This window comes from Streptosporangiales bacterium (assembly GCA_009379955.1).
Classification (GTDB): Bacteria; Actinomycetota; Actinomycetes; order Streptosporangiales; family WHST01; genus WHST01.
The window spans coordinates 1-24,501 of sequence record WHST01000061.1; the positions used below are offsets into that span (position 1 = coordinate 1).

Genomic DNA, 24,501 nt, shown 5'->3' on the forward strand with positions numbered 1-24,501 from the left:
CACCTGCGCGGCGAGGTGCGCACTCCCGCCGAACCCGTAGATGCCGAGCCGACCCCCAGTCGGGACGGCGGCACGGATCAATGCCCGATATCCGATGATCCCCGCACACAGCAGCGGCGCCAGCTCGACCTCCGTATAGCCGCCGGGCAGGCGATACGCGTATGCCGCCGGAACCAGTGCAAACTCGGCGTATCCGCCGTCCGCGTCCCAACCCGTGTACCTCGAACGGGCACACAAGTTCTCTGCGCCCCTCCGGCAGTACCGACACGCACCGCAGGTGTGACGCAACCATATGGTCCTCGAGCCGGTTCGATTCCCGTCATCCGCCCCGTGGGGCGCCTTGCGATCACCAACCTGCGAGAATTGCGCATGGCCACCGAGAACCAGCCGTAAGCGCGCTCACCCACCGGACGCGGCTATCGCGGACCGCCGGCGACGCCGCCTGACCTCCACAGAACCTGAGAGCTGCCGGACACGCTGAGTCCTATCTGGAGATGTGGAGCGAGCCTCGTTGGGGGCTCGAACCCGCTTCATCGCCCACCGCGCAGGCCGGCCAGCCCCGGGACACCACTGGAGGCTCCCAGGTCGAACGCTCTCTCGATCACCAGCCGACCGACGAGAACGCCCTGGTCGGACGCGGGACCGTCTATGTGGGCTTCTGCCCTGGGCGCAAACCCGCGACGTCTACAGCAGCGGCAGACGTTTGCGCTGGTGAAGGGCTTGTGCGTAGTGGTCGATACGCCCCTCGGACACCACCTCTACGCACAAGGCCGTAGGTGATCGCCGTGGCGCCCGGCGTCATCCGTGCTCCGATGGCCGCGCACATCAGCCGGTGAGAGCCAGCACGAGCAGTACGGCCGTCGTTGACGTCTCGATGACTGCGCCGTAGACGTCGCCGGTGGTGCCGCCCAGACGGCGGGCAGCGTACGCGGCGAGCAGTCGGGCGAGCAACAGGCCCGTGGCGGTCGCGGCGACCAGCCGGAGAGCCAGGCCCGGTGCGCCCAACGCCGCGGGAAGCGCAGCGAGCAGGAGCACGGCGGCGACGTACCCGTACCTGGCGAGTCTCCCGACGCCACCTGCCACCAGCGCGCCGAAGCCGTCCTCGCGCGCACCGGGGACGCCGGCGATGAGGACGACAGCCACCCGTGCGACGACCACCGCGGCGGCGAACGCGACCGCGGCGGGCGGGCCGGGACCGACCGTCGCGAGTGCGGTGACCTGGGCGAGCACGGTGAGCAGCAGGGCGGCGACGCCCATCGGGCCGATGTCGGAGCGACGCATGATCGCGAGCGCGCCGGCGGCGGGACGGCGGCTGCCCAGGCCGTCCGCGGTGTCGGCGAGCCCGTCCAGGTGCAGGCCACCGGTCAGGCACGCGAGCGAGCCGACGGCGAGCACCGCCGCGAGCAGCCGCCCGGCGGTCGTGTCGACGACCGCGCCGACCGCGTACAGGACCGCACCGCCGACGGCGCCGAGCACCAGTCCCACGACGGGTAACCACAGCAATGCTCTGCCCGCGGCGGGGCGATCGACCTGCGTGGGCGCGGCCACGGGAATCACGGTGAACAGAGCGACCGCGGTACGCCACGCACCCGGACGGCGCACCGTCACCACGACCACCCGTGACGTCGACCGGCCGACTGGTGGCCCGTCATCGCAGCCGGCGCACGATGCCGGCCGTGCACAGCCAGACCTCGTCCGACTCGGCGGCGATCCTGGCGTTCAGCTCGCCGAGCTCGTCGCGGAACCTGCGGCCGGCGGGCGTCGCCGGCACCACACCCGAACCGACCTCGCTGCTCACGGCCACCACGTGACGGACGCTCTTGCGCCATGCGGTCGCCAGGGCGTCGACGCGTGTGGACACGTCGCGGTCGGCGCCGGGGGTTTCCGTCCAGACACCGCACTCGTCCATCACCGACGCCAGCCAGGTCGACAGGCAGTCGACGAGAGCGGGGCCGCCGTCCGCGTCCGCGAGCACCGTGGGCAGATCGAGCGTCTCCGTCGTCGTCCACCCCGCCGGCCGTCGGTCCCGGTGTCGGCGTACGCGTTCGGCCCACTCCTGGTCGTCGGGGCCGGGATGCCGTCCTGTCGCGACGTACTCGACCCGGTCGTGGCCGGCGAGCATCCGTTCCGCCGTCGCCGACTTGCCGGACCGCGACCCACCCAGCACCAGTACCCGGGACGCCGGCGCCACGGACGGCGCGACGTCGCCTGCTGTGAAGCGCGCGACGTCACCGATGACCACGACGGCCGGGTTGACGACGCCGGCCGTGCGGGCGGCGTCGACGAGCCCGCTCAACGGCGCGCTGACGACACGCTGCTGCGGTGTGCAACCATCGACGACGCACGCCGCGGCCAGGTCACCTGGCATGCCGTTCGCGCGCACGCGGTCGACGATCGGCTCCAGGTTCTCCACCGCCATCAGCAGCACCAGCGTCGTGCCCGCCCGGGCCAGCGCCGCCCAGTCGACCGTGCTCCTCGGGTCGTCGGGGGGCACGTGGCCCGACACCACCGCGAACCCCTGCGAGCGGCCGCGGTGCGTCACCGGGATGCCGGCCGCCGCGGGCACCGCCACGGCGCTCGACACCCCTGGCACGACCTCGACGGGCACGCCGGCCGCGGTGCATGCGGTGACCTCCTCCATCCCGCGCCCGAAGACGTACGGGTCGCCTCCCTTGAGCCTGACGACCCTGCGCCCTGCCCTGGCCTGCTCGACAAGCGTCTCGTTGATGCGCTCCTGCCGCATCGCCGCGCCGCCTGGCACCTTCGCGGCGTCGACGACCGCGACATGCGGAGGCAGATCGTCGAGGGCGGCGAGGGGGGCGAGCCTGTCGGTGACGACGACGTCTGCCGCGCGCAGCAGGTCCCTGCCCCGTACGGTGAGCAGCCCCGGGTCGCCCGGCCCGCCACCGACGATCCAGACCCCTCCGCCCCGACTGCCGGTGGCCTCGACGGCGTCGACGGACTCGACCAGCCGGTCGCGCAAGGCGGCGGCGCGCCTCGGGTCCCTGTCCGCGTTGACGGCGACGGTGACGTCCGCCGTACGCCCGACGGCCGGCACCCACGCGGCGGACGCGTCGGCGTCGTCCGCGCGCACGCACCACAGCTGCCGGCGGTCGGCCTCGGCTGCGACCGCCTCGTTGACGGCGGCGTCGTCGGTGCAGGCGAGCACGAGCCACGCGCCGTTCAGGTCGGCCGGCTCGAACGCGCGGCACCGGGCAGCGACGAGTGCGCGCGCGGCGAGGTCGGCGAGCGACGGAGCGAGGTCGGGTGCGACGACGAGCACGTCGGCGCCGGCCGCGCGCAACCCGCCGACTCGCCGTACGGCGACGCTGCCACCGCCGACGACGACGGCACGTCGGCCGCGCAGCTTCAACGAGAGCGGGTAGAGCATCACGCCTTCTCCGAGACGCCGGCGCTGTCGAACGTCGCGACGTCGCGCAGCACCCGCGCGGCCGACTGCACGAGTGGCAGCGCGAGCACCGCGCCCGAGCCTTCGCCGAGCCGCAGGTCGAGGTCGAGCAACGGCCGCAGCCCGAGCACGGTCAGCGCGAGCCGCGCACCCGGCTCGGTCGAGAGGTGCCCGGCGACGAGCGCGTGCGTCACGTCGGGCGCGAACGCGTTCGCCGCGAGCGCCGCCGCTGCGGCGATGACGCCGTCGAGCACGACGGGGATACGCCGCGCCGCCGCTCCGAGCAGGAAGCCGGCGATCGCCGCATGCTCGAGCCCGCCGACGGTTGCCAGCACTCCGACCGGGTCCACGGGGTCGGGCCGGTGCAGCGTGAGAGCGCGCTCGACGGCGTCGACCTTGCGGTCCCAGGTCGCGTCGTCGACACCCGTGCCCCTGCCCGTGACCTCGCGCGCCGGTGCGCCGGTGAACGCGGCGACGAGCGCGGCGGACGGCGTGGTGTTCGCGATCCCCATGTCGCCGGTGAGCAGGCAGCGGTGCCCGGCCGCCGCCAGGTCTGTCGCGGTCTCGATACCGACCTCGATCGCGGCGACGGCTTCCGCGCGTGTCATGGCGGGTTCGACCGTCATGTTCGCGGTGCCCGGCCGCACCTTTCTGGCGAGCAGTGCGGGACCCGGCGGGAGCGAGGCGGCCACGCCTACGTCCACGACCCTGACCTTCGTGCCGGTCTGCGCGGCCACCACGTTCACCACCGCGCCGGACGCGACGAAGTTCGCGACCATCTGCGCGGTCACCTCCTGCGGCCACGGCGTGACGTCCTCGGCGTGCACACCGTGGTCGCCCGCGAACACCGCGACCGCCGCGGGTTCGGGCAGCGGCGGCGGGCACTCGCCCGCGAGCGCCGCGAGCCGAACCGACAGGTCCTCGAGCGCACCGAGCGACCCTCGCGGCTTGGTGAGCCTGTCCTGCCGTTCCCGTGCCGCCGCCGCCGCGGCGGCGTCCCGCGGGCCGATCGCTGCGACCGTCTCGTCGAGCAGACTGCTCATGCGAGCACCTCCTGGAGTGCGTTGACGAAGGCGGTGGACGTCGAACGGTCGCGCACCGTGACACGCAGCCAGTCGGGTCCGAGGCCGGGGAACGTGTCGCCGCGGCGTACGGCGAAACCCCGCTGGCGCAACGCTTCTCGAACCCCCGCACCGTCGTCGACGCGCAGCAGGACGAACGGCGCTCGCGGGTCGGCGACCACCTCGACGCCGGCCAACAGGTCGAGCAGGTGCGCCCGGTCGGCAACGGCCGCTCTGGCCGCCCGCTCCGCCTCGGCGACCGCGTGCGGCTGCGAGCACGCGCGGGCGGCGACGAGCGCAGGCGTGGACACCGCCCACGGCGGCTGGGTCTCCCGCAGCTGCCGCAGCAGCTCCGCGTCGCCGAGCAGGTAGCCGACACGCAGCCCGGCCAGCCCCCAGGTCTTGGTGAGGCTTCGCACCACGAGCATGCCGGGGACGTCGCTCGCGTCGGCGAGGCTCTCCGGCTCGCCGGGCACCGCGTCCATGAACGCCTCGTCGACGACGAGCACGCGTCCCGGCCGGGCGAGCGAACGTACCGCGTCGGCGGGATGCAGCACCGACGTCGGGTTGGTCGGGTTGCCCACCACGACCAGGTCGGCGGTCGCGGGGATCGCGGCGGGTTCGAGGCGGAAGCCGTCCGCCGCGTCGAGGACGACGCGGTCGACGTGACGTCCCGCGGCACGCAACGCCGCCTCCGGCTCGGTGAACTGCGGGTGCACGACCACCGGGTGCTCGGCGCGCAGTGCGCGGGCGACGAGCACGAACGCCTCCGCCGCGCCCGCGGTGAGCAGCACCTCACGCGGCGGGCGGCCGTGCCGTGCCGCGACCGCATGCCACGCCTCGTCGGCACGCGGGTACGCCGCCAGCTCGCAGAGCGATGCCGCCAGCTCGGCACGCAACCACGCGGGCGGAGTGTGCTGACGGACGTTCACGGCCAGGTCGACCAGACCCGGCGCGAGCTCGGCGTCGCCGTGATGGCGCAGCAGCGCGTCAACCGTCATGGCTGTGAGCGTGCGCATGGTGCTGGTGGGCGGGGTCGTCGGGATGGTGGTGCGGTGTCTGCGGCCTGCCGACCTTGTCGGCGAAGCCAGGCACGGCGACGCGGTAGACGCAGGTGTCGCAGTTCATCCTGATGTCGCCGTGCACGGCCTCCTGGTAGCGCTCGAGGACAAGGTCGGCGAGCTCGTCGCTGTCGCCGACGAGCCCGGCCACCCGCACGTCGATGCCGGGATGCGCGCCGGCGAACTCCTCCGACTGGGTGACGATGCGGTCAGGCAGCACGCCGGGGAACAGGAAGTACGGCGCGACGACCACACGTTCGGCACCGAGCCTGCGCACCTTGTCGAGCGCCGCCGGCACGGAGGGCTCGGCCAGCGAGACGAACGACGGCTCGACCCCCGCGTACCCCCTGCCCTCCCACAGCAGCCGCGCGACCTTGGCGACCTCCGCGTTGGCGTCGGGGTCGGTGGAGCCGCGGCCGACGAGGACGACGTAGGTGCCCGCACGGTCGGCGCCGTCGAGCGCGGTGTCGACGCGGTCGGCCATCACGTCCTGCAGCGCCGGGTGCGGCCCCAGCGGACGCCCGTAGCTGTACCGCAGGCCGGGGTGACGCACCTGTTCGCGGGCCATCGCACCTGGGATGTCGCCCTTGCCGTGCCCGGCCGCGGTCAGCACCAGCGGCACGGTCACCATCTCGAGGTGTCCCGCGGCGACCACCTTCGCCACCGCGTCCGTGACCGGTGGCGGCGCGAGCTCGATGAACCCGCCCTCCACCACACGGTCGGCGGCGCGCGCCCTGACCCGGTCGACGAACCTGTGGAAGGCGTCGACGCCGGCGGCGCTGCGCGTGCCGTGGCCGACGATCAGCAGGGGCAGGGAACCGTCCATCAGCTGTCCTCCAGGTAGAGCAGGGCGTTCAGGGCGGCCGCCGCGACGGCGGAGCCACCTTTCTCACCGCGGTTGCTCACCGCGGGCAGTCCACTGGCGCGCAGGTCGCGCTTCGATTCGACGGCACCGACGAACCCGACGGGCAACCCGACGACGAGCGCGGGCCGGACGCCGAGCGCGAGGATCTCCGTCAGCGCGGTGGGCGCATTGCCTACGACCCACACCGCGCCCGGGCCGACGTCGCCGTACGCGAGCCGCACCGCGGCCGCGGACCTGGTGACGCCTTCGCCGGCGCGTGCGTCGCGGATGCGACAGACCACGTCGTGGGCCGTGATGCCCGCGGCCACCATCTCGACGTCGGCGACCACGGGTGCTCCGGAACGCAACGCCGCCGCGCCGCGGACGAGGTCGACCTCCTCGCACGCCAGGTCGGTGACGTAGTCGAGGTCGGCGCTCGCGTGCACGACCCGTTCCACGACCGCTCTGGTCAGCGGCGGCAACCGTCCGGTGTCGACACGAGACCGGAGGATCTCGTACGACTCCCGCTCGATCGCGCTGACCGTACGCGTCATCGCGACGCTCCGTACTTCCGCTCGAGGCCGCCTACCCGCCAGGCGACCGCGGCACCCAGCCAGGCGACCAGGAACACGCCGACGATGACGTACCCGAGCAGCTCGAAGTGGTCGCCGAGCGACGCGTACGCGGCGACGGGTCCGGCGACGTGCGCCTGGTCGGCGAGCAGCCCCGCGAGGTACACGGTGCCTACGAAGAGCGCCACGACGACGGTCATACCCGTCGTGGCGAGGTTGTAGTAGAGCTTGCGCGCCGGGCTGCGGAAGGCCCACGAGTACGCCCGCGTCATCAGCAGGCTGTCGAACGTGTCGAGCGCGCTCATGCCCGCGGCGAACAGCAGCGGCAGGGTGAGCACCGCGAGCGCGGGCAATGCGCCTGCCGTCGCGGTGCTCGCCGACAGGGTCAGCAGGGTGACCTCGGAGGCCGTCTCCAGCCCGAGGCCGAACAGCAGGCCGACGGGGAACATGTGCCAGGAGGAACGGATCAGGCTGCGTGCGCGCCCGCCGAGCATCCGGTTCATCAGGCCGCGGTTGACCAGCTGCAGCTCGAGCTCACGCTCGTCCAGCTCGCCTCGGGTCATCCTGCGCCACAGCTTCGCGACGCCGACGAGGACCATCGCGTTGAGTACGGCGACGAGGAGCAGGAACGTCATCGCCACGAACGCGGCGACCACGGTGCCGTACGAGCGGAACGCGTCGACCCCCGCCGACGTGGCCGCACCCGCGGCGACCGCGACGACCAGCGAGAGGGCAAGCACCACGGAGGAGTGGCCCATCGCGAAGAAGAAGCCGACGCCGACAGGTCTGCGGCCGCGTTGCAGCATCAGCCTGGTCGTGTCGTCGATCGCCGCGATGTGGTCGGCGTCGAACGCGTGCCGCACACCGAGCGCGTACGCGAGCGAGCCGGCGCCGGCGAACGTGGTCGCGGCGGCGAGGTTGGAGGCGTAGTAGAGGTACAGCGACCAGCCGGCGACGTGGATGAGCGCGATCACACCCACCATGCCGGACAGCCGCAGCCGCTCCGCCCTGCTCCACCTGCCGGCGGCAGCCTCGGTCATGTCGGTGCCCCTTCCGTGGTGAGGGTGATCGCGTCGACAGGGCAGATCTCGACGCACTCGCCGCAGTCGGTGCAGCGGTCCTCGAGGACGACGAGCTCGCCGCCCTCGGGTCTGATCGCGCGTTCCGGGCAGGTGAGCAGGCAGGCGCCGCAGCCCTGACACGCGGTGATCACGGCAGCCATCGGTACCCCCGCGGTGTCACCATCCGCCCGGCCCTGAGCCGGGTCTGCGAGCTGCCGACCACGACGACGCACGACATGTCCACGCGGCCGACGTCGAGCTCGGCGAGCGTGGTCAGTTCCACCCGCTCGCCCGGACGGCTCGCGTCACGCACCACGCCGAGGGGCGTCGACGGCGGCCGGTGCTCGGCCAGGACGGCGAGTGCCTTGCCCAGCTGCCAGTCGCGGCCGCGGCTGCGCGGGTTGTAGAAGGTGACGACCAGGTCCGCCTCTGCCGCGGCTCGCGTCCTACGCTCGATGACCGGCCACGGCGTGTGCAGGTCGGACAGCGAGACGACGGCGTGGTCGTGGCCGAGCGGGGCACCGAGCAGCGCGGACGCCGCGAGGTTCGCCGTGACGCCTGGCACGACGACCACGTCGATGTCGTCGCCCGCGACGTCGAGCGCCGGGCTGGCCATCGCGTACACACCGGCGTCACCCGACCCGATCAGCGCGACGGCATGCCCTGCCGCGGCCTCGCCGACGGCGGCACGTGCCCGCTCCTCCTCGGAACCGAGACCACTCTCCAGCACACGTGTCCCCGGCCGGAACAGGTCGCGCACCTGGGCCACGTACTGGTCCAGCCCGACGACGACAGACGCACGACGCAGCTCAGCGACGGCCCGTGGAGTGAGCAGGTCGCGGGCACCGGGACCGAGACCGACCAGCGCCAACCGGCCGCGGGGCCGGACCCTCGCCACGGCGACCGTGGCCATCGCCGACTTGCGCTTCTGCACGACCAGCTCCGCACCCTCGACGAGGGCCGCGGCCTCGGCGACGCTCGCCGTGCCCACCGCGGCAAGCGCCGCGTCGCTGGGGTTCGGCACCTCGACGGAGGCGAGCCTGAGCGCCGAGTACGTGCGCACCGGCCAGCCGTTCCTCGCCGCGGCCCCGGCGATGCCCCACTCGTCGCGCTTCGCGTCGACCGTGACCACCGCACACACCGACAGCGGCGAGAAGCCGGCGTCCTCCAGGGCCGTGCGCACGAGCGCGTCGACCTCGTCGACGCCGACACCGCGGCTGGCTCCGACGCCGACGACGAGCGCGGGTGGGCGGAGGACGACGGTGGTGGGGTCGGTGGCGACGAGCCTCTCGGTGACGACGACGCTGTGCGTGCCGGAACCGCCGACGTTGGGCGGGAACGCGGGCAGCGGCCAGGTCGCGTCCGCCGCCAACCGCACCCGGCTGCCGTCGAGCATCGCCCTGCTCACCGCCGCGACGGCACCCTCCACGGGCCAGCCGAGGGTGTCGAGGCCGGGGACGCCGCTGGCGTCGGTCGCCGTGGTGACGACCGGTTCGGCGCCGAGGACGTCGGCGACCCGTGCGGCGAGCGCGTTGGCGCCGGCACCGTGACCGCCGAGGAGCGCGACGGCGTGCCTGCTCCGTTCGTCGACGCACACCACGGCAGGGTCATCGTGCTTGTCCTCGAGCAGCGGCGCGACGAGCCGCACGGTCGCTCCTGTCGCGAGGAAGCAGACGAGCGCGTCGCACTCCCGCCAGGCGTCGGCCAGCGCGGCCACCGGGTAGTCGCGCGTGCCGTCCGGCCACGCCTCGGCCAGCCGCGTGGCAGCAATGCGTCCCGCCGCGGTCGCGGACACCAGGCCGATCATCCGACCCACCTCCCGCACAGCAGCAGCACAGGGTTGGTCGCGGCCAGACGGTGCGTGCCGTCGGGCAGCTGCGCGAGCCTGGACGCCTGCAGTTGCATGCCCTCGACGGCGTAGCCGGCCGCCGTCAGCGCGTCAGCCGTCACGCCGACGCGCTCGAGCGCGACGAGCGCGACGACCACTCGCGCCGGACGCCGTGCCGCCACCGCGGCGACGACCTCGGGACCGCCGCCACCGACGAACACCGCGTCGGGGTCTGGCAGGTCGGGGAGCGCCGCGAGCGCCTCGCCGTGGACCACCTCGACCTGCACGTCGTGGCGCGCGGCGTTCTTCTCGACGTGTGCGCACTGCTCCGCGTCCCTGTCGACCGCGACGACCGCCGCGCCGAACCGCGCGCACTCGACCGCGACGGAGCCGCTGCCCGCGCCGACGTCCCAGACGAGTGAGCCCGTGCCGGGACCGAGCCACGCCAGCACCTGCGCCCGCACCTCGGCCTTGGTGACCATCGAGTCGCGATGCTCGAACGCGTCGTCGGGCAACGCCCAACCCGCCGGTGTCACGGGTCCCGGCCACAGCCAACCGCGCGGTGTGACGGCGCCGGCGGCCAGCACCAGCACCACGTTCGGGTCGTGCCACGTCCGCGTCGCGGCCTCGGCAGGCGTGCACACCACGACCCGTTCCTCCGGGGTGCCGAGACGCTCCGCGACGTGCAACGTGCGCGGCACGCCGGCGAGCGCGGCGGCCAGCTCGGCCGGACCCGCGCCCGAGGTGGTGAGCACCGCGACCTTCGCGTGCGCGCGGCAGGCGTTGACCGCGGGACGCAGGTCCCTGCCGTGCGCGCTGACGACGAGCGCGTCGTCCCACGACATGCCGGCGCGTGCGAACGCCTGCGCGACCGAGGAGACCGCAGGCACCACCTGGAGGTCCCATCCGCGTTCGCGCAGCGCGCGCACGATGCCGAAGAAGCCTGGGTCCCCTGACGCGAGCACGACCGCGTCACCTTCGTGCGCGGCGAGCGCGTCGAGCCCGCTCGACAGGTCACCGAGCACCGCGGTACGGGTACCGGCGGGCAGCGGGACGGAGTCCAGGTGCCTGCGTGCACCCACCACGAGCCTGGCAGACGCCAGCGCGCGCGACGCATCGGGCGCGAGCGCCGTACCGTCGAGACCGATGACCGTGATCACGCCGCGCGCACCCACTCGGGTCGGGTCGCCGCGACAACGGTGCGCCCGCTGAAGTCGACCATCGCCACGTCGGCGTCGAGACGCTCCCCGCTCGCCCGGACCAGCACCGAACGCACCCGCGCGCAGATGACGTCACCGACGCGGCGCAACAGGCCCTCGCGTTCCCAGATCTCGTACGCGTGCCTGCCGGTGTTGGCGGCCGCGACGGTCACGACGGTCTCGTCGTCTCCGCCGGCAGCACGGGTCAGCTCGGCGAGCAGGTCGAGGTCGACCTTGGAACGCGTGTAGTGCGTCATCAGGACTCCCGCGGAGAGCTTGGCCAGCTTGCCCGCCATGCCGACGAACACGACTCGCTGGACCCCGACCTCGCACGCCCGACGGATCGCGGCACCGGTGAAGTCGCCGACCTCGACGAAGCACACGTCCGCGACGTCGGGCAGCAACGCCATCGCGCCCTGCTCGGTACGGCCACCGGTGCACAGCACGACGGTCCGTTCGCCCTGTGCGGCCATCACGGACACGGCCTGCTCGACGCTCGCCCGCCAGGACGCGGTGGAGAACGGGCGCACGATGCCGGTAGTGCCGAGGATCGAGATGCCGCCGAGGATGCCGAGCCGCCGGTTCGTCGTCTTGCGCGCCATCCGCTCGCCGTCGGGGACGGAGACGACCACGTGCACGCCGCCGGCGTCCAGGTCCACGACCTCGCCGACCGCCTGCCGGATCATCGCGCGGGGCGGGCCGGTGATGGACGGCTCACCGACCGGGATGCCGAGCCCGGGCTTGGTGACGATTCCGACGCCCTCGCCGCCCTCGAGACCGACGCCAGGCTCGTCGCGCCACGACACGGTCACGGTGAGGTGCGCGCCGTGCGTGACGTCGGGGTCGTCACCCGCGTCCTTCACCACGACCGCCGTCGCGCGTGCCTCGTCGTAACGACAGCTGTGCACGTCGAACCGCACGCGCCGGCCGCTCGGGATCGCGACCTCCACCTCGTGTTCCTGACGCTGGTCGCGTAACGCGGACGTCGCCGCCTTCGCCGCCGCGGACGCGCAGGTGCCCGTGGTCCAACCGGTACGCAACGCCTTCTGTCGCACCTTCGCGGTACGCGGCAGATCCGGCTCGCGGATCTCGGGTTCGGTCATGACCGGTTCTCCCGCAACGCGCGCCGCGCCTCCCGGTCCGCCTTGCGGTAACCGTGGAAGTGGCCAGGGTGGTAGAGGTGCGACCGGGTACCGGCCGCGCCGAGGGCGGCTCCGACGAGGAACAACGTGTGCTTCCACAGCTTGTGCGCCTTCACCGTCGACTCCAGCGTGTCGACGGTGCAGGTGACGACGAGCTCCTCGGGCCAGGTCGCCTGGTACGCCACCACGACCGGCGTCTCCGGCGCGTAACCGCCGTCGAGCAGCTCCTGCCGCAGCTGCCCCGACCTGGCGGCGGCGAGGAACACCGCCATCGTCGTGCGGTGTCTGGCGAACTCGCGTACCTCCTCGCTCGGCGGCATCGGCGTCTTGCCGCCGCCGAGCCTGGTCAGCACGACCGACTGCGCGACCTCGGGCACGGTCAGCTCGCGGTCGACGATCGCGGCGACGGCGGAGAACGCGCTCACCCCGGGGACCGTCTCGTGCGCGAGACCGAGCTCGTCACACAGCTCGCGCTGCTCCTGCACCGCACCCCACAGCGCGGGGTCGCCCGAATGGATACGCGCGACGACGAGCCCGTCGCGCAAGGCCCGCTCGTAGAGCGGACGCACACCTTCGAGCGGCAGCTGCGCGGAGTCGACGATCTCGGCGCCCGGCCTGGCGTGCTCGAGCACGTCGGCGTGCACGAGGCTGGCCGCCCACACCACGACGTCCGCGGCCGCGATCGCCCGCGCAGCGCGCAACGTCAACAGGTCTGCGGCACCCGGCCCGGCGCCGACGAACCACACCTTCGCGGTCACAGCTTCCCTCCCCTGCTCGATCTGCGGCCAGGCACCAGCAGGGTGGCGAGGTACGGCGCAGTACCGGTGACGGCGGCCGCCGGCCTGATCTCCTCATCCGGGAGGCCCAGGCTCGCGCCGTACACGGCGGTGTCGAGCCGGCCGGCCTCGTCGACGGCCTCGAGCATCTCGGGCAGGTGTCGGCCGCCCTTGTAGCCGACGACGGTGTCGAACCGCGCGAGCGCGTCGCGGAACCTGCCGACGCCGGCCGTCAGCGGGAACAGCGCCAGGGTCTCCCTGCCCTCGCACAGCACCACGCCGCTGCGCGCCGCGAGGTCCTGCATCGCGGTGATGCCGGGCACCGTCTCCACACCGACGCCGGGAACGCGCTCGCGCACGGTCTGCGCGAGGTAGGTGAAGGTCGAGTACACGTTGGGGTCGCCGATGGTGGCGAACGCGACCGTCGCCGCGCCTTCGCCGTACGCGGTGACGACGGCGTCGGCGGCCGCGTCCCAGGCCGCCTCGCGACGCGTGCGGTCGGTGCGCTCGTTCAGCGCGAAGACGGTGCGACGCACCCTGTCGTGATCGACGTGCGCGCGTACCGTCACCTCAGCGCGGCCCGGTTCGTCGGGCGCGAGCACCGGCACGAGCACCAGGTCTGCGGCACACAGCTCGCGGACCGCCTTGACCGTCACCAGCTCCGGGTCGCCTGGGCCGACACCCACACCCACCAGCCGCCTCATCGCGCCGCCTCGAGCAGACGGATGGCGCGTGCGGGGTCGGCAGCCCAGTGCAGGTGCAGGTAGGACGCATGCACGTTGCCGTGGACGAAGCCCTCGCGGCGGTCACCGATCCGCCAGGCCGGCGGGTCGCTGTGTGCGGGTTCGACGACGGTGCGGTGGAACTCGTGCGCCGCGACCTTCGCACCGGCCGGCGCGACCACCGAGTCCATCGCCGCCACTGCCTCGCCGTAGCCGAGGGAGAGCCGCTCCGTCATCCTCGCCTTCGCGTCGACGACGCCGCACATGGCAGCCCCGTCCAGCTCGCGGGTGAGGTACAGGAGTCCCGCGCACTCCGCGACGATGGGAGCGCCCGAGGCGGCGAGCCGGTGCACGTCCGCGCGCAGCGGCTCGTTGGCGGACAGCTCGCCCGCGTACACCTCGGGAAAGCCACCGCCCATGACGAGCGCCGCGGTTCGGTCCGGCAGCGCCTCGTCGTGCAGCGGGTCGAACGTCACGACGTCGGCGCCGGCCGCGGCGAGCAGCTCGGCCGTCTCCGCGTAGGAGAAGGTGAACGCCCGGCCACCGGCGACAGCCACGACGGGACGCCCCGGCACCGGCTCGACCTCGGGCGTCCACGGCCCGACCGCGAGCGGACCCGCCGTAGCCGCCAGCGCGACCACAGCGTCCAGATCGACGGATTCGGCGACGACGGCACCGAGCCGCTCGACCAGCGCGACCGCCTCGTCCGCCCGCTCGACAGCAGGCACGAGACCAAGGTGCCGTGACGGCGTCACGACGGCGTCGGTCCTGCGCAGCGCGCCGAGCACCGGTATGCCCGCGTCGGCGAGCGCGGTGCGCAGGATCTCCTCGTGTCGGTCGGACGCGACCTGGTTCAACACGATGCCACCCACCCGCACCCGCGTGTCGTACGACGCGAACCCGGCGACGACCGCGGCGACCGAACGCCCCTGCGCGGACGCGTCGACGACAAGCACGACGGGCGCGTCGAGCAGCCGTGCGACATGGGCCGCGGACCCGTACGACGTCGTGCCCCGCCCGTCGAACATGCCCATCACACCCTCGACGACTGCGACATCGGCGCCCGCGGCGCCGTGCAGGAACAGCGGCCCGACGAGGTCCTCGCCGCACAGCACGGGGTCGAGGTTGCGACCTGGCCGGCCGCAGGCGAGCGCGTGGTAGCCGGGGTCGATGTAGTCGGGCCCGACCTTGTGCCCGGAGACGGCAAGCCCGCGCGACCGCAACGCGGCCATCAGCCCGGTGGCCACCGTCGTCTTGCCGTGCCCGGAAGCGGGCGCGGCGACGACGAGTCGAGGGGCTCGGCTCATGCGGGGCCGCCTCCTCGAGTCACCACTCGATCCCCCGCTGGCCCTTCTGGCCCGCGTCCATCGGGTGCTTGACCTTCGTCATCTCGACGACCAGGTCGGCCGCCTCGACGAGGCGTGGGTCGGCGTTGCGTCCGGTGACGACGACGTGTTGCTGGCCGGACAGGTCGCGCAGCGTCGTCACGACATCGTCGACGTCCACCCAGCCCCACTTCATCGGGTAGGTGAACTCGTCGAGCACGTAGAACCGGTATGCCTCCGCGGCGAGATCGCGCTTGACCTGTGCCCAGCCCTCACGGGCGTCGGCGGCGTGGTCGTCCGTCGAGCCGCGGTGCCTGATCCAGGACCACCCCTCGCCCATCTTGTGCCAGGCGACGGTGCCGCCCTCCCCCGTCTGCTCGTGCACCCGGCCGAGCGCACGCAGCGCCGCCTCCTCGCCGACCTTCCACTTCGCGCTCTTGACGAACTGGAACACCGCGATCGGCCAGCCCTGATTCCACGCCCGCAACGCGAGCCCGAACGCGGCCGTCGACTTGCCCTTCATCTCGCCGGTGTGCACGATCAGGAGCGGACGGTGCCTGCGCTGTCTCGTGGTGAGCCCGTCGTCGGGGACGACGAGCGGCTTCCCCTGTGGCATCAGGCAGCCTCCTTGACGGCTCGGACGGTGGACGCCAACGACTGCGCGGCGAGCTCGTCGAGCCGCAGCACGCTGCCGCCCAGCGCGCCGGCCAACGTCCCCGCGAGACCGAGCCGCACCGGCCCTGACTCGCAGTCGACGACGACGCTCGCGACGTCCGCGGCGACGAGCAGGCCCGCCGCGTCGTACGCGGCGTCGAGCGGGCGGGTGCCACCGGTCGCGCGCCCGTCGGTGACGAGCACGAGCAGCGGCCGGCGGGCCGGGTCGCGCAGTCGTTCGACGCGCAACACGTCGTGCGCGCGTACGAGACCAGCGGCCAGCGGCGTGCGGCCACCGGTCGGCAGCACCGTCAACCGCGCCGCGGCAGCGTCGACCGAGGACGTCGGCGGCAGCGCGGTCTCCGCGCTCGTGCCGCGGAACGTCACCAGGCCGACCTTGTCGCGCCGCTGGTACGCGTCGAGCAACAGCGACAGCACGGCGCCCTTGACCGCGCCCATCCGCGCCCGTGCCGCCATGGACCCGCTGGCATCGACGACGAACAGCACCAGGTTGCTCTCCCTGCCCTCGTGCCTCGCCTCCCGCAGGTCGTCGCGTCGCAGCAGCAGGCCGGGTCCGGTCCTGCCACGGGAGTGCTGGTACGGCGCCGCGGCCGCAAGCGTCGCGGGCACATGGAGCCGCGTCACCCGGCCGCGCGGCGCTCGGGAACCGGTGACCCGCCCTCGCTCGGTCGAGGCCCGCGACCGCCGGCCGGCGGCACCCTCGCCGACGCCCGGTACCTCGAGCCGTCGCACGGCGAACGTCGCACCAGGCGCGGCCGTCGAGGCGGCGGCGGGCGCCGACGCAGGCTCCGCCTCGTGGCTCGCCGGGTCGGCGCCGTCGCCCGCCGGCGTCTCCGCAGACGACGGTCCGCCGGAACCGGGATCGTCGCCGTCGGAGTCCTCGGTGCGCCGGCCGCCACCCGGCCCGTCGCCGTCCGGGTCGGGGTCGTCGGCGGCCTCGGCCAGCGCCTGGTCGAGGTGCTCCTCGTCCAGGTCGGGCGCGTCGAACGGGTTACGCCTGCGACGGTGTGGCAGCGCGAGCCGCGCCGCGACTCTGACGTCGTCGGCCGTCACCTCGGACCTGCCGTGCCACGCCGCGTGCGCGAGCGCCGCCCGCGTCGTGACGATGTCGGCGCGCAGACCGTCGACGTCGAATGCCGCGCACACCGAGGCGACCTGGCGCAGCGCCGCGTCCGTCAGCACCACGGCCGGCAACAGGCGCCTCGCCTCGACGATCCGTTGCGCGAGCTCGTCCTCGGCCGCCTCCCACGAACGTGCGAACGCGACCGGGTCGGCATCGTAAGCGAGCCGGCGCCTGACCACCTCGGCACGTCTCTCGGTGTCCTTGGGCGCGGCGACGTCGACGGTGAGGCCGAACCGGTCGAGCAGCTGCGGACGCAGCTCGCCCTCTTCCGGGTTCATCGTGCCGACGAGCAGGAACCGCGCGGCGTGCCGCACCGAGACGCCCTCGCGTTCCACGTACGCGGTGCCGAGCGCGGCGGCGTCGAGCAGCAGGTCGACCACGTGGTCGTGCAGCAGGTTGACCTCGTCGACGTAGAGCACGCCCCTGTGCGCGGCCGCGAGCAGGCCGGGCTCGTACATCTTGACGCCTTCGGTGAGCGCGCGTTCCACGTCCAGCGAGCCGACCACCCGGTCCTCGCTCACGCCCACGGGCAGCTCGACCAGGCGCGCGGACCGCACGTCGGTATCGACGACGCCATGCGGGCCGTCGACGCAGTCAGGGTCGGGAGCCGCCGGGTCGCAGGAGAACCTGCACCCGCCGACCACGTCGACGCCTGGCAGCACCGCGGTCAGTGCGCGCACCATCGTCGACTTCGCCGTGCCCTTCTCCCCCCGGACGAGGACGCCGCCGATCGCCGGCGACACCGCGTTGAGCACCAGGGCGAGGCGCGAGTCGTCCATCCCGACGATCGCGCTGAGCGGGTAGTTCATCCGTCCCCTTCCAGATCGCCTTCGAGCTCCAGGTATGTCTCCCGCAGCTGCTCCAAGGTGTCCGCGTCCGGCTCGGCCCACAGCCCACGCTCCGCGGCCTCGAGCAGCCGTTCCGCGATGCCGCGCATCGCCCACGGGTTGGAGCGGCGCATGAAGTCAGCCATCTGCTCGTCGAACACGTAAGACGACGCGAGCTGCTCGTACATCCAGTCGTCGACGACGCCCGCGGTCGCGTCGTAGCCGAAGAGGTAGTCGACGGTGGCGGCCAGCTCGAACGCGCCCTTGTAGCCGTGCCGCTGCATCGCCTGCATCCACCGCGGGTTGACGACACGGGCGCGGAAGACGCGCTTGGTCTCCTCGGCGAGTGTCCGCGTGCGCACCTGGTCAGGTACCGCGGAGTCCCCGACGTACGCCGCCGGCGAGCTGCCGGTGAGCTGCCTGACCATCGCGACCATGCCGCCGTGGAACTGGAAGTAGTCGTCGGAGTCGACGATGTCGTGTTCGCGGGTGTCCTGGTTCTTCGCCGCGACCGAGATGCGCCGGAACGCGCTCTCCATGTCGGCACGGGCGTCGCGACCGTCCAGGCCCCGCCCGTACGCGTAGCCGCCCCACACTGCGTACACCTCGGCGAGGTCGGCATCGGTACGCCAGTTGCGCGCGTCCATCAACGGCAGCAGGCCCGCGCCGTACGCGCCGGGCTTGGACCCGAAGATGCGTGTGGTGGCGCGGCGCCTGTCGCCGTGCGTTCGTTCGTCCTCGGTGACATGCGCGCGCACGTAGTTGTCCTCGGCGGGCTCGTCGAGGTCGGCGACGGCACACACCGCCTGGTCGAGCATCGCGACGACGTGCGGGAACGCGTCGCGGAAGAAGCCGGAGATGCGCACGGTCACGTCGATCCGCGGCCTGCCGAGCTCGGCGAGTGGCGTCACCTCGATGCCGGTGACCCGTCGCGACGCGTCGTCCCACACCGGCCGAACGCCGAGCAGCGCGAGTACCTCCGCGATGTCGTCGCCCTGGGTACGCATCGCCGACGTGCCCCAGACGGTGAGTCCGACGGACCGCGGGTACTCCCCCGTGTCCGCGACGTGCCTGTCGACCAGCGAGTCGGCGAGCGCGGCGCCGACGTCCCACGCGTTGCGCGAGGGGACGCCCTTCGGGTCGACGGAGTAGAAGTTGCGGCCCGTGGGCAGCACGTTGACCAGGCCGCGGGTGGGAGAACCCGACGGTCCCGCGGGCACGTAGCCACCGTCGAGCGCGTGCAACAGGTTGGCGACCTCGTCGGTGGTGCGCTCGAGCCGTGGCACCACCTCGGCGGCGGCGAACTCCAGCACGCGCACCACGTCCGGCACGTCGCGGCCGAGCAGCTCGGCGGTCACGGCGGCCGCCTTGCCCGCGTCCCAGCCGCTGGTGTCCATGCTCGCGACGAGCTGCCGCGCCAACGTCTCGACCAGGTCGACCGCGTCGGCACCCGTCACGCTCGGCCCCTCGACCAGCTCGACGAGCGCGGCGGGCACGTCCACGTGAGCACCGGCACCGGCGAGCAGCGCGCGCTCGTCGAGACCGAAGCCGGCGGCGAGCGCCGCGCGCAGACCCGGCAGCGCCGCGCGGCCGCCCCACACCTGCGTCGCGCGCAGCACCGCGAGCACGGTGTCGACGCGCTGCTCGCCGGCGGGTGCGTTGCCCAGGATGTGCAGCCCGTCCCGGATCTGCACGTCCTTGACCTCGCACAGGTAGCCGTCGACGTGCAGCACGAAGTCGTCGAACTCGTCCTCGCCCGGCACCTCGTCCTGGTGCAGGTCGTGGTGCAGCTGCGCCGCCTGGATCAGCGACCAGACCTGCGCGCGGACGGTGGGCAGCTTCGCCGGGTCGAGCGCCTGGACGGTCGCGTACTCGTCGAGCAGCTGCTCGAGCTTCGCCAGGTCGCCGTAGGTGTCCGCACGCGCCATCGGCGGGATCATGTGGTCGACCACGGTGGCGTGTGCGCGTCGCTTCGCCTGAGTGCCCTCGCCGGGGTCGTTCACGATGAACGGGTAGACCAGCGGCAGGTCGCCGAGCACGGCGTCGGGTGCGCAGTCCGCGGAGAGCCCGAGTCCCTTGCCGGGCAACCACTCCAGCGTGCCGTGCTTGCCGAGGTGCACGACGGCGTCGGCGCCGAACGTCTCGTCTAGCCATCGGTACGCGGCGAGGTAGTGGTGGCTCGGCGGCAGGTCGGGGTCATGGTAGATCGCCACCGGGTTCTCGCCGAACCCGCGCGGCGGCTGGATCATCAGCACGACGTTGCCGAACCGCAGCGCCGCGAGCACGATCTCACCACCGTCGACGTACAGCTCGCCCGGCGGATCGCCCCAGTGCCCACGTACGGTCTCACGTAGCGCTGTGGGCTGCCTGGCGAACCAGCGCTGGTAGTCGGCGAGCGGCACGCGGAACGGCGCGACGGCGAGCTGCTGCTCGGTCAGCCACTCGACGTCGTGACCACCCGCGGCGATCAGCCGGTGCACGAGCTCGTCGCCGTCCTCGGGGAAGCCGTCGCCGAGGTCGTAGCCGGCCTCTCGCAGGGCGCGCAGCAGGACGACGGCGGACGCGGGCGTGTCGAGACCGACGGCGTTGCCGACCCTGGCGTGCTTCGTCGGGTACGACGACAGCACCACCGCGAGCCGCTTGTCCGCGTTCGGCACGTACCGCAGCCGGGCGTAGCGCACGGCGATGCCGGCGACGCGCGCGGCGCGTTCCTCGTCGGCGACGTAGACGGGCACGTCGCCTTCACCGGTCTCCTTGAACGAGAACGGCACCGTCACCAGGCGGCCGTCGAACTCCGGTATCGCCACCTGCATCGCGGCGTCCATGGGCGTGAGCGCGGCGTCCGACGCGAGCCACGTCTGCCGCGACGAGGTGAGGCAGAGCCCTTGGACGACGGGCACGTCCAGCGACGCGAGCGCGCCGACGTCCCAACCGTCCTCGTCACCGCCCGCCGTCGCGTCGCCTGCCACGGCACCGCCGGCGGCCAAGACGGTGACGACGAGCGCGTCGAGGCCGCCGAGCAGGTCGTACACCTCGGCGTCCGCGGAACGCAGCGAACCGCAATAGACGGGCAACGCGTTGGCGCCCGCCGCCTCGACGGCATCGGCGAGCGTCTCGACGAAGCCGACGTTGCCGGAGACCGCGTGCGCGCGGTAGAAGACGATGCCGACCGTCGGGCGGTCGGCGCGCTGCTCGCGTTCGCCGTGCACGCCGCACGTCGGCAGGGCCCTGGGCGGCTCGAAGCCCTCGCCGGTGAGCCTGATCGTGTCGGACAGGAAGCCGGCCAACTGCGCCAGGTTGTCCGGCCCGCCCTCTCGCAGGTACGCGAGCGCCTCCTTCGCGACGCCCGCAGGAACGGTCGACAGCGCCATCAGCTCGGCGTCCGGCGCGGACTCACCGCTCAGCACCACCACCGGCAGACCGGAGTCGAGCACCCCACGCAGACCCTGCTCCCAGCTGCGGCTGCCGCCGAGCAGACGGACGACCACGCAGTACGCGCCGTCGAGCAACGCGGGCACGTCGCCAGGCTCGGTGCGTGCAGGGTTTGCCAGCCGCCATGGCGCACCGCTCGACCTGGCCGCCAGCAGGTCGGTGTCCGCGGCGGAGAGCAGGACGATCATGGTGCTCCCGGTGGTAGGCAGGGCAGGTCGCTCGGCGGGCCCTGGTCGAGCAGCCGCGACAGCGCCTCGGTGTCCATGTGCTCGGCGACCAGGTCACCGAGCACGTCCAGCCGGCGTTCCCGCACCTCGGCGAACGTCACGTCGCCCGCGACGAACCTGCGTCCGGCCTCGGCGGCGACTGTGCGCAGCAACGCGCGCCTGAAGGCGTCGCACTCGAGCACGCCGTGCCAGGTCGTGCCGCGGACAGCGCCCACCGCGCAACCGCCGAGGAAGTCGTCGCCGCCCGTCGCCTCGACGACACCGTGGTGGATCTCGTATCCCTCCACGGGTTCGCCGAACGCCGAGCCCGCGGTGCGGCCGAGGACCTTGCGCGTGCCGAACCGTGTCACGGCCGGCAGCAGCCCGAGCCCGGGTACGACGCCGGCGCCGCTCTCCACGTCGTCGTGGATCTCGCCCGCCAGCATCTGGTAGCCGCCGCAGATGCCGAGCACCGGCCTGCCGGCCGCCGCGCGTCGCGCGAGCGGCTCGGCGAGGCCACGGTCACGCAGCCAGCCGAGGTCGCTGACGGTCGCACGCGTCCCAGGCAGCACGACGAGGTCGGCGTCGTGCAGCTCCTCCGGCCTGGTAACGAAGCGGACGACGACTCCAGGCTCGGCGCCGAGCGCGTCGACGTCGGTGAAGTTGCTGATGTGCGGGAACCGCACGACGGCGACCCGCAGCACGTCGTCGCCCGCGGGCGCGGTCGCCTCGACGCCGCGTTCGCCGGCGAGGTCGAGCGAGTCCTCGGCGTCCAACCAGAGGCCGTGCACCCACGGCAGCACGCCGACGACACAGCGTCCGGTCAACCGGTGCAGCATGTCCAGGCCCGGCTCGAGCAACCGTGCGTCGCCACGGAACTTGTTCACGACGAAGCCGGCCACGAGCCGCTGGTCGGCCTCGTCCAGCAACGCGACCGTGCCGTACATGCCGGCGAACACGCCGCCCCTGTCGATGTCGCCGACCACGAGCACGGGCAGGTCGGCGGCACGGGCGAGACCCATGTTGGCGAGGTCGCGGTCGCGCAGGTTGATCTCCGCGGGACTGCCCGCGCCCTCGCAGACGACGACGTCGAACCGCGCGCGCAGGTCGGCGAGGCAGCCGAGCACCGCCTCCTGCAGGCGCGGCTTCAGGTCCCGGTACGACAGCGCGTCGACCTCCGCGACGGGGGTGTCGAGCAGCATCACCTGGGTGTGCGTGCCGCCGGGCTTCAACAGCACCGGGTTCATCGCACCCTCCGGGTCGATGCCCGCCGCGGCCGCCTGCATCGCCTGCGCCCTGCCGATCTCGGCGCCGTCGCGCGTGACGACCGAGTTCAGCGACATGTTCTGCGCCTTGAAGGGCGCGACCTTGACGCCCTCCCGGGCCAGCCAACGACAGATGCCGGCGGTGACGACACTCTTGCCGGCGTCCGACGTCGTGCCCGCCACCAGCAACCCGTTACTCATCGACGCCTCCAGCTGACGGCGACGGCAATGGCGAGTGCCGCGACACCCACGAGACGTGACAGGCGAACCGCACGGTCGATGTCGTCGACCGTGGGCGGATGCCCGTCGCCGAGCACACCTCGGATCTCCACGCGCCCGCCGTACACGTTCGTGCCACCGAGCCGTACGCCGAGCGCGCCGGCGAACGCGGCCTCGACCGGACCCGCGTTGGGGCTCGGATGCGCGGACGCGTCCCTGCGCACCGCACGCAAGGCACGCGGCGTACTGCCACCGACCAGCGGCGCGAGCAGAGCGGTCAGCAGGCACGTCACCCTGGCCGGCACATAGTTCGCGACGTCGTCGAGCCGCGCGGCCGTCCAGCCGAACCGCGCGTACCTGTCGTCGCGGTGGCCGATCATCGCGTCGAGCGTGTTGACCGCTCGGTACGTGAGCAGGCCGGGAACGCCCGCGACGGCGCCCCACAGAAGTGGCGCGACCACGGCGTCCGAGGTGTTCTCCGCGACCGACTCGACCGTCGCCCTGGTCAACCCGTCGCGGTCGAGACCTTCGGGATCACGTCCGCAGAGGTGGCCGATACGGTCGCGCGCGGCTGGTACGTCGTCGCGACCCAGCAGGTCGCCCATTGCGGAACCCTCGCGTGCCAGCGTCGTACCACCCAGCACCGCCCACGTCGAGAGCGCGACAGCGACACCCCTGCCCGCACGCTCGACGAGGACGCCGAGCACGGCGACCCCACCCGCGAAGGCGAGCGTGAAGAGTGCACCACGAGCGCGTTCGTCCGCCCAGAACCGGCGCTCGGCAGCAGTGACCGCACCACCGAACGCCGCGACCGGATGAGCCCGACGCGGGTCGGCGATCAGCAGGTCGAGGGCGGATCCGAACAACAGCCCGAGCGCACGCTCGGACCGCCGCGTCATCGACGCGGCGTCGGAATCACCTCAGCGAAGCGGGGAACGAGTAACACTCGAGAGTCGCATACGGCCATGCGCACTCATCCTTCCTCGGGGTATCCACGCCCCAAACGAAGTGCTCGACGGCCGGAGTTCCTGGCTCCCGGTCGCTGGACCGGTGACAGTGGCGGGACCGCGTCGGACTCGCACCGACTTCCTCCACATGCCGTCGACGGACGCTTGGAAGAACACCACAAGCGGCGACGTACCGTCAAGCCGCCGTCTCACCGCTCGATAGCCTCCCCTCGTGTTGCACTTCGTCCGCCACGGGGAGAGCACGTGGAACGTCGAGGGACGGGTACAGGGGCAGACACCGCACGTTCCGCTCACCGCCGCCGGACGTGAGCAAGCGCATTCGGCGGCAGGCGAGCTCGCCGGCCGCGACGCGCGCCTGCTGGTCACCAGCGACCTGACCCGCGCACTGCAGACGGCCGAGATCGTCGGGCGGACCCTACGACTCACGCCCATGCTCGAACCGCGCCTGCGGGAACAGTCACTCGGCTCGCTCGAGGGACGCCTGGCCGCTGAGCTGGTGCCTGAGACGACGTCGCCGGGGCGGCACGTCAGCTCCGTCCGCTGGGGCGGCGGCGAGAGTGTGGTGGACGTCCATGCACGCGTCGGCGCGTACCTGCGGGAGCTGCTCTCCGACCGGGGCGAGGGTGACATCGTTCTCGTCAGCCACGGTGACACGATCCGCATCGCTCTCGCGTACCTGCGCGGTCACGGACCACGCGACGTCGACTGGTCCGCCCTGCCGAACGGCTCCGTGACGACCGTCGGTGTCGGGTGACAGCGTCGTGCACGAGCTGGAGTTGCTGGCCA

Annotated in this window: 20 protein-coding genes, 1 pseudogene and 1 riboswitch; of the genes and pseudogenes, 1 reads left to right on the forward strand and 20 read right to left on the reverse strand. The window is 73.1% G+C overall.

What is annotated here, in order from left to right; genetic code table 11:
• The 20 genes and pseudogenes from GEV10_18205 to GEV10_18300 all read right to left on the reverse strand — a co-directional run bounded on the left by GEV10_18205 (position 1) and on the right by GEV10_18300 (position 23,646).
• Positions 1-291, reverse strand: a pseudogene (locus GEV10_18205) (alcohol dehydrogenase catalytic domain-containing protein).
• Between the two features lie 534 nt (positions 292-825).
• Complete coding sequence (gene cobS, locus GEV10_18210; GenBank protein ID MQA80386.1) at positions 826-1,611, reverse strand: adenosylcobinamide-GDP ribazoletransferase; 786 nt, start codon at positions 1,609-1,611, stop codon at positions 826-828.
• A gap of 37 nt (positions 1,612-1,648) precedes the next feature.
• A complete protein-coding gene (cobA, locus tag GEV10_18215; GenBank protein ID MQA80387.1) occupies positions 1,649-3,391 on the reverse strand; it encodes a uroporphyrinogen-III C-methyltransferase in 1,743 nt (580 codons plus the stop codon).
• The gene (gene cobT / locus GEV10_18220; GenBank protein ID MQA80388.1) at positions 3,391-4,452 is read right to left on the reverse strand and encodes a nicotinate-nucleotide--dimethylbenzimidazole phosphoribosyltransferase; all 1,062 of its coding nucleotides are present in this window, start codon (positions 4,450-4,452) and stop codon (positions 3,391-3,393) included. Before cobT ends, cobA begins: the two co-directional genes overlap by 1 nt.
• Positions 4,449-5,471, reverse strand: coding sequence for a threonine-phosphate decarboxylase (locus GEV10_18225; protein MQA80389.1), 1,023 nt, complete (start codon positions 5,469-5,471; stop codon positions 4,449-4,451). The genes cobT and GEV10_18225 overlap by 4 nt, the downstream gene beginning before the upstream one ends.
• Positions 5,461-6,357 carry a hypothetical protein gene (locus GEV10_18230; protein MQA80390.1) on the reverse strand — a complete coding sequence of 299 codons (897 nt, stop codon included), beginning with the start codon at positions 6,355-6,357 and terminating at the stop codon, positions 5,461-5,463. Before GEV10_18230 ends, GEV10_18225 begins: the two co-directional genes overlap by 11 nt.
• Positions 6,357-6,929, reverse strand: coding sequence for a precorrin-8X methylmutase (locus GEV10_18235; GenBank protein ID MQA80391.1), 573 nt, complete (start codon positions 6,927-6,929; stop codon positions 6,357-6,359). Before GEV10_18235 ends, GEV10_18230 begins: the two co-directional genes overlap by 1 nt.
• Positions 6,926-7,987, reverse strand: coding sequence for a HoxN/HupN/NixA family nickel/cobalt transporter (locus GEV10_18240; protein ID MQA80392.1), 1,062 nt, complete (start codon positions 7,985-7,987; stop codon positions 6,926-6,928). Before GEV10_18240 ends, GEV10_18235 begins: the two co-directional genes overlap by 4 nt.
• Positions 7,984-8,169, reverse strand: a complete 186-nt coding sequence (locus GEV10_18245) for a 4Fe-4S dicluster domain-containing protein (GenBank protein ID MQA80393.1) — start codon at positions 8,167-8,169, stop codon at positions 7,984-7,986. Before GEV10_18245 ends, GEV10_18240 begins: the two co-directional genes overlap by 4 nt.
• Positions 8,157-9,815, reverse strand: coding sequence for a precorrin-3B C(17)-methyltransferase (gene cobJ, locus GEV10_18250; protein ID MQA80394.1), 1,659 nt, complete (start codon positions 9,813-9,815; stop codon positions 8,157-8,159). Before cobJ ends, GEV10_18245 begins: the two co-directional genes overlap by 13 nt.
• On the reverse strand, positions 9,812-10,996 hold the full coding sequence (gene cbiE, locus GEV10_18255) for a precorrin-6y C5,15-methyltransferase (decarboxylating) subunit CbiE (protein ID MQA80395.1): 1,185 nt from the start codon (positions 10,994-10,996) through the stop codon (positions 9,812-9,814). Before cbiE ends, cobJ begins: the two co-directional genes overlap by 4 nt.
• Positions 10,993-12,138 (reverse strand): cobalt-precorrin-5B (C(1))-methyltransferase, encoded by a 1,146-nt coding sequence (locus GEV10_18260; protein ID MQA80396.1) that lies wholly within the window; start codon positions 12,136-12,138, stop codon positions 10,993-10,995. Before GEV10_18260 ends, cbiE begins: the two co-directional genes overlap by 4 nt.
• Positions 12,135-12,935: a precorrin-4 C(11)-methyltransferase gene (cobM, locus tag GEV10_18265; protein MQA80397.1), complete on the reverse strand. Its 801-nt coding sequence runs from the start codon at positions 12,933-12,935 to the stop codon at positions 12,135-12,137. Before cobM ends, GEV10_18260 begins: the two co-directional genes overlap by 4 nt.
• Positions 12,932-13,657, reverse strand: coding sequence for a precorrin-2 C(20)-methyltransferase (gene cobI, locus GEV10_18270; GenBank protein ID MQA80398.1), 726 nt, complete (start codon positions 13,655-13,657; stop codon positions 12,932-12,934). Before cobI ends, cobM begins: the two co-directional genes overlap by 4 nt.
• Positions 13,654-14,982: a cobyrinate a,c-diamide synthase gene (locus GEV10_18275; protein MQA80399.1), complete on the reverse strand. Its 1,329-nt coding sequence runs from the start codon at positions 14,980-14,982 to the stop codon at positions 13,654-13,656. The genes cobI and GEV10_18275 overlap by 4 nt, the downstream gene beginning before the upstream one ends.
• 19 nt (positions 14,983-15,001) lie before the next feature.
• The gene (cobO, locus tag GEV10_18280; GenBank protein MQA80400.1) at positions 15,002-15,616 is read right to left on the reverse strand and encodes a cob(I)yrinic acid a,c-diamide adenosyltransferase; all 615 of its coding nucleotides are present in this window, start codon (positions 15,614-15,616) and stop codon (positions 15,002-15,004) included.
• Positions 15,616-17,607, reverse strand: a complete 1,992-nt coding sequence (locus GEV10_18285) for a putative cobaltochelatase (GenBank protein MQA80401.1) — start codon at positions 17,605-17,607, stop codon at positions 15,616-15,618. Before GEV10_18285 ends, cobO begins: the two co-directional genes overlap by 1 nt.
• Positions 17,604-21,245, reverse strand: coding sequence for a cobaltochelatase subunit CobN (gene cobN / locus GEV10_18290; protein MQA80402.1), 3,642 nt, complete (start codon positions 21,243-21,245; stop codon positions 17,604-17,606). The genes GEV10_18285 and cobN overlap by 4 nt, the downstream gene beginning before the upstream one ends.
• Complete coding sequence (locus GEV10_18295) at positions 21,242-22,729, reverse strand: cobyric acid synthase (GenBank protein MQA80403.1); 1,488 nt, start codon at positions 22,727-22,729, stop codon at positions 21,242-21,244. The genes cobN and GEV10_18295 overlap by 4 nt, the downstream gene beginning before the upstream one ends.
• Positions 22,726-23,646, reverse strand: a complete 921-nt coding sequence (locus tag GEV10_18300) for a cobalamin biosynthesis protein (GenBank protein ID MQA80404.1) — start codon at positions 23,644-23,646, stop codon at positions 22,726-22,728. Before GEV10_18300 ends, GEV10_18295 begins: the two co-directional genes overlap by 4 nt.
• A gap of 100 nt (positions 23,647-23,746) precedes the next feature.
• A riboswitch (cobalamin riboswitch) is annotated at positions 23,747-23,865 on the reverse strand.
• Between the two features lie 61 nt (positions 23,866-23,926).
• Here GEV10_18300 and GEV10_18305 point away from each other — a divergent pair.
• The gene (locus GEV10_18305; protein MQA80405.1) at positions 23,927-24,469 is read left to right on the forward strand and encodes a histidine phosphatase family protein; all 543 of its coding nucleotides are present in this window, start codon (positions 23,927-23,929) and stop codon (positions 24,467-24,469) included.
• Positions 24,470-24,501: the final 32 nt, after the last annotated feature.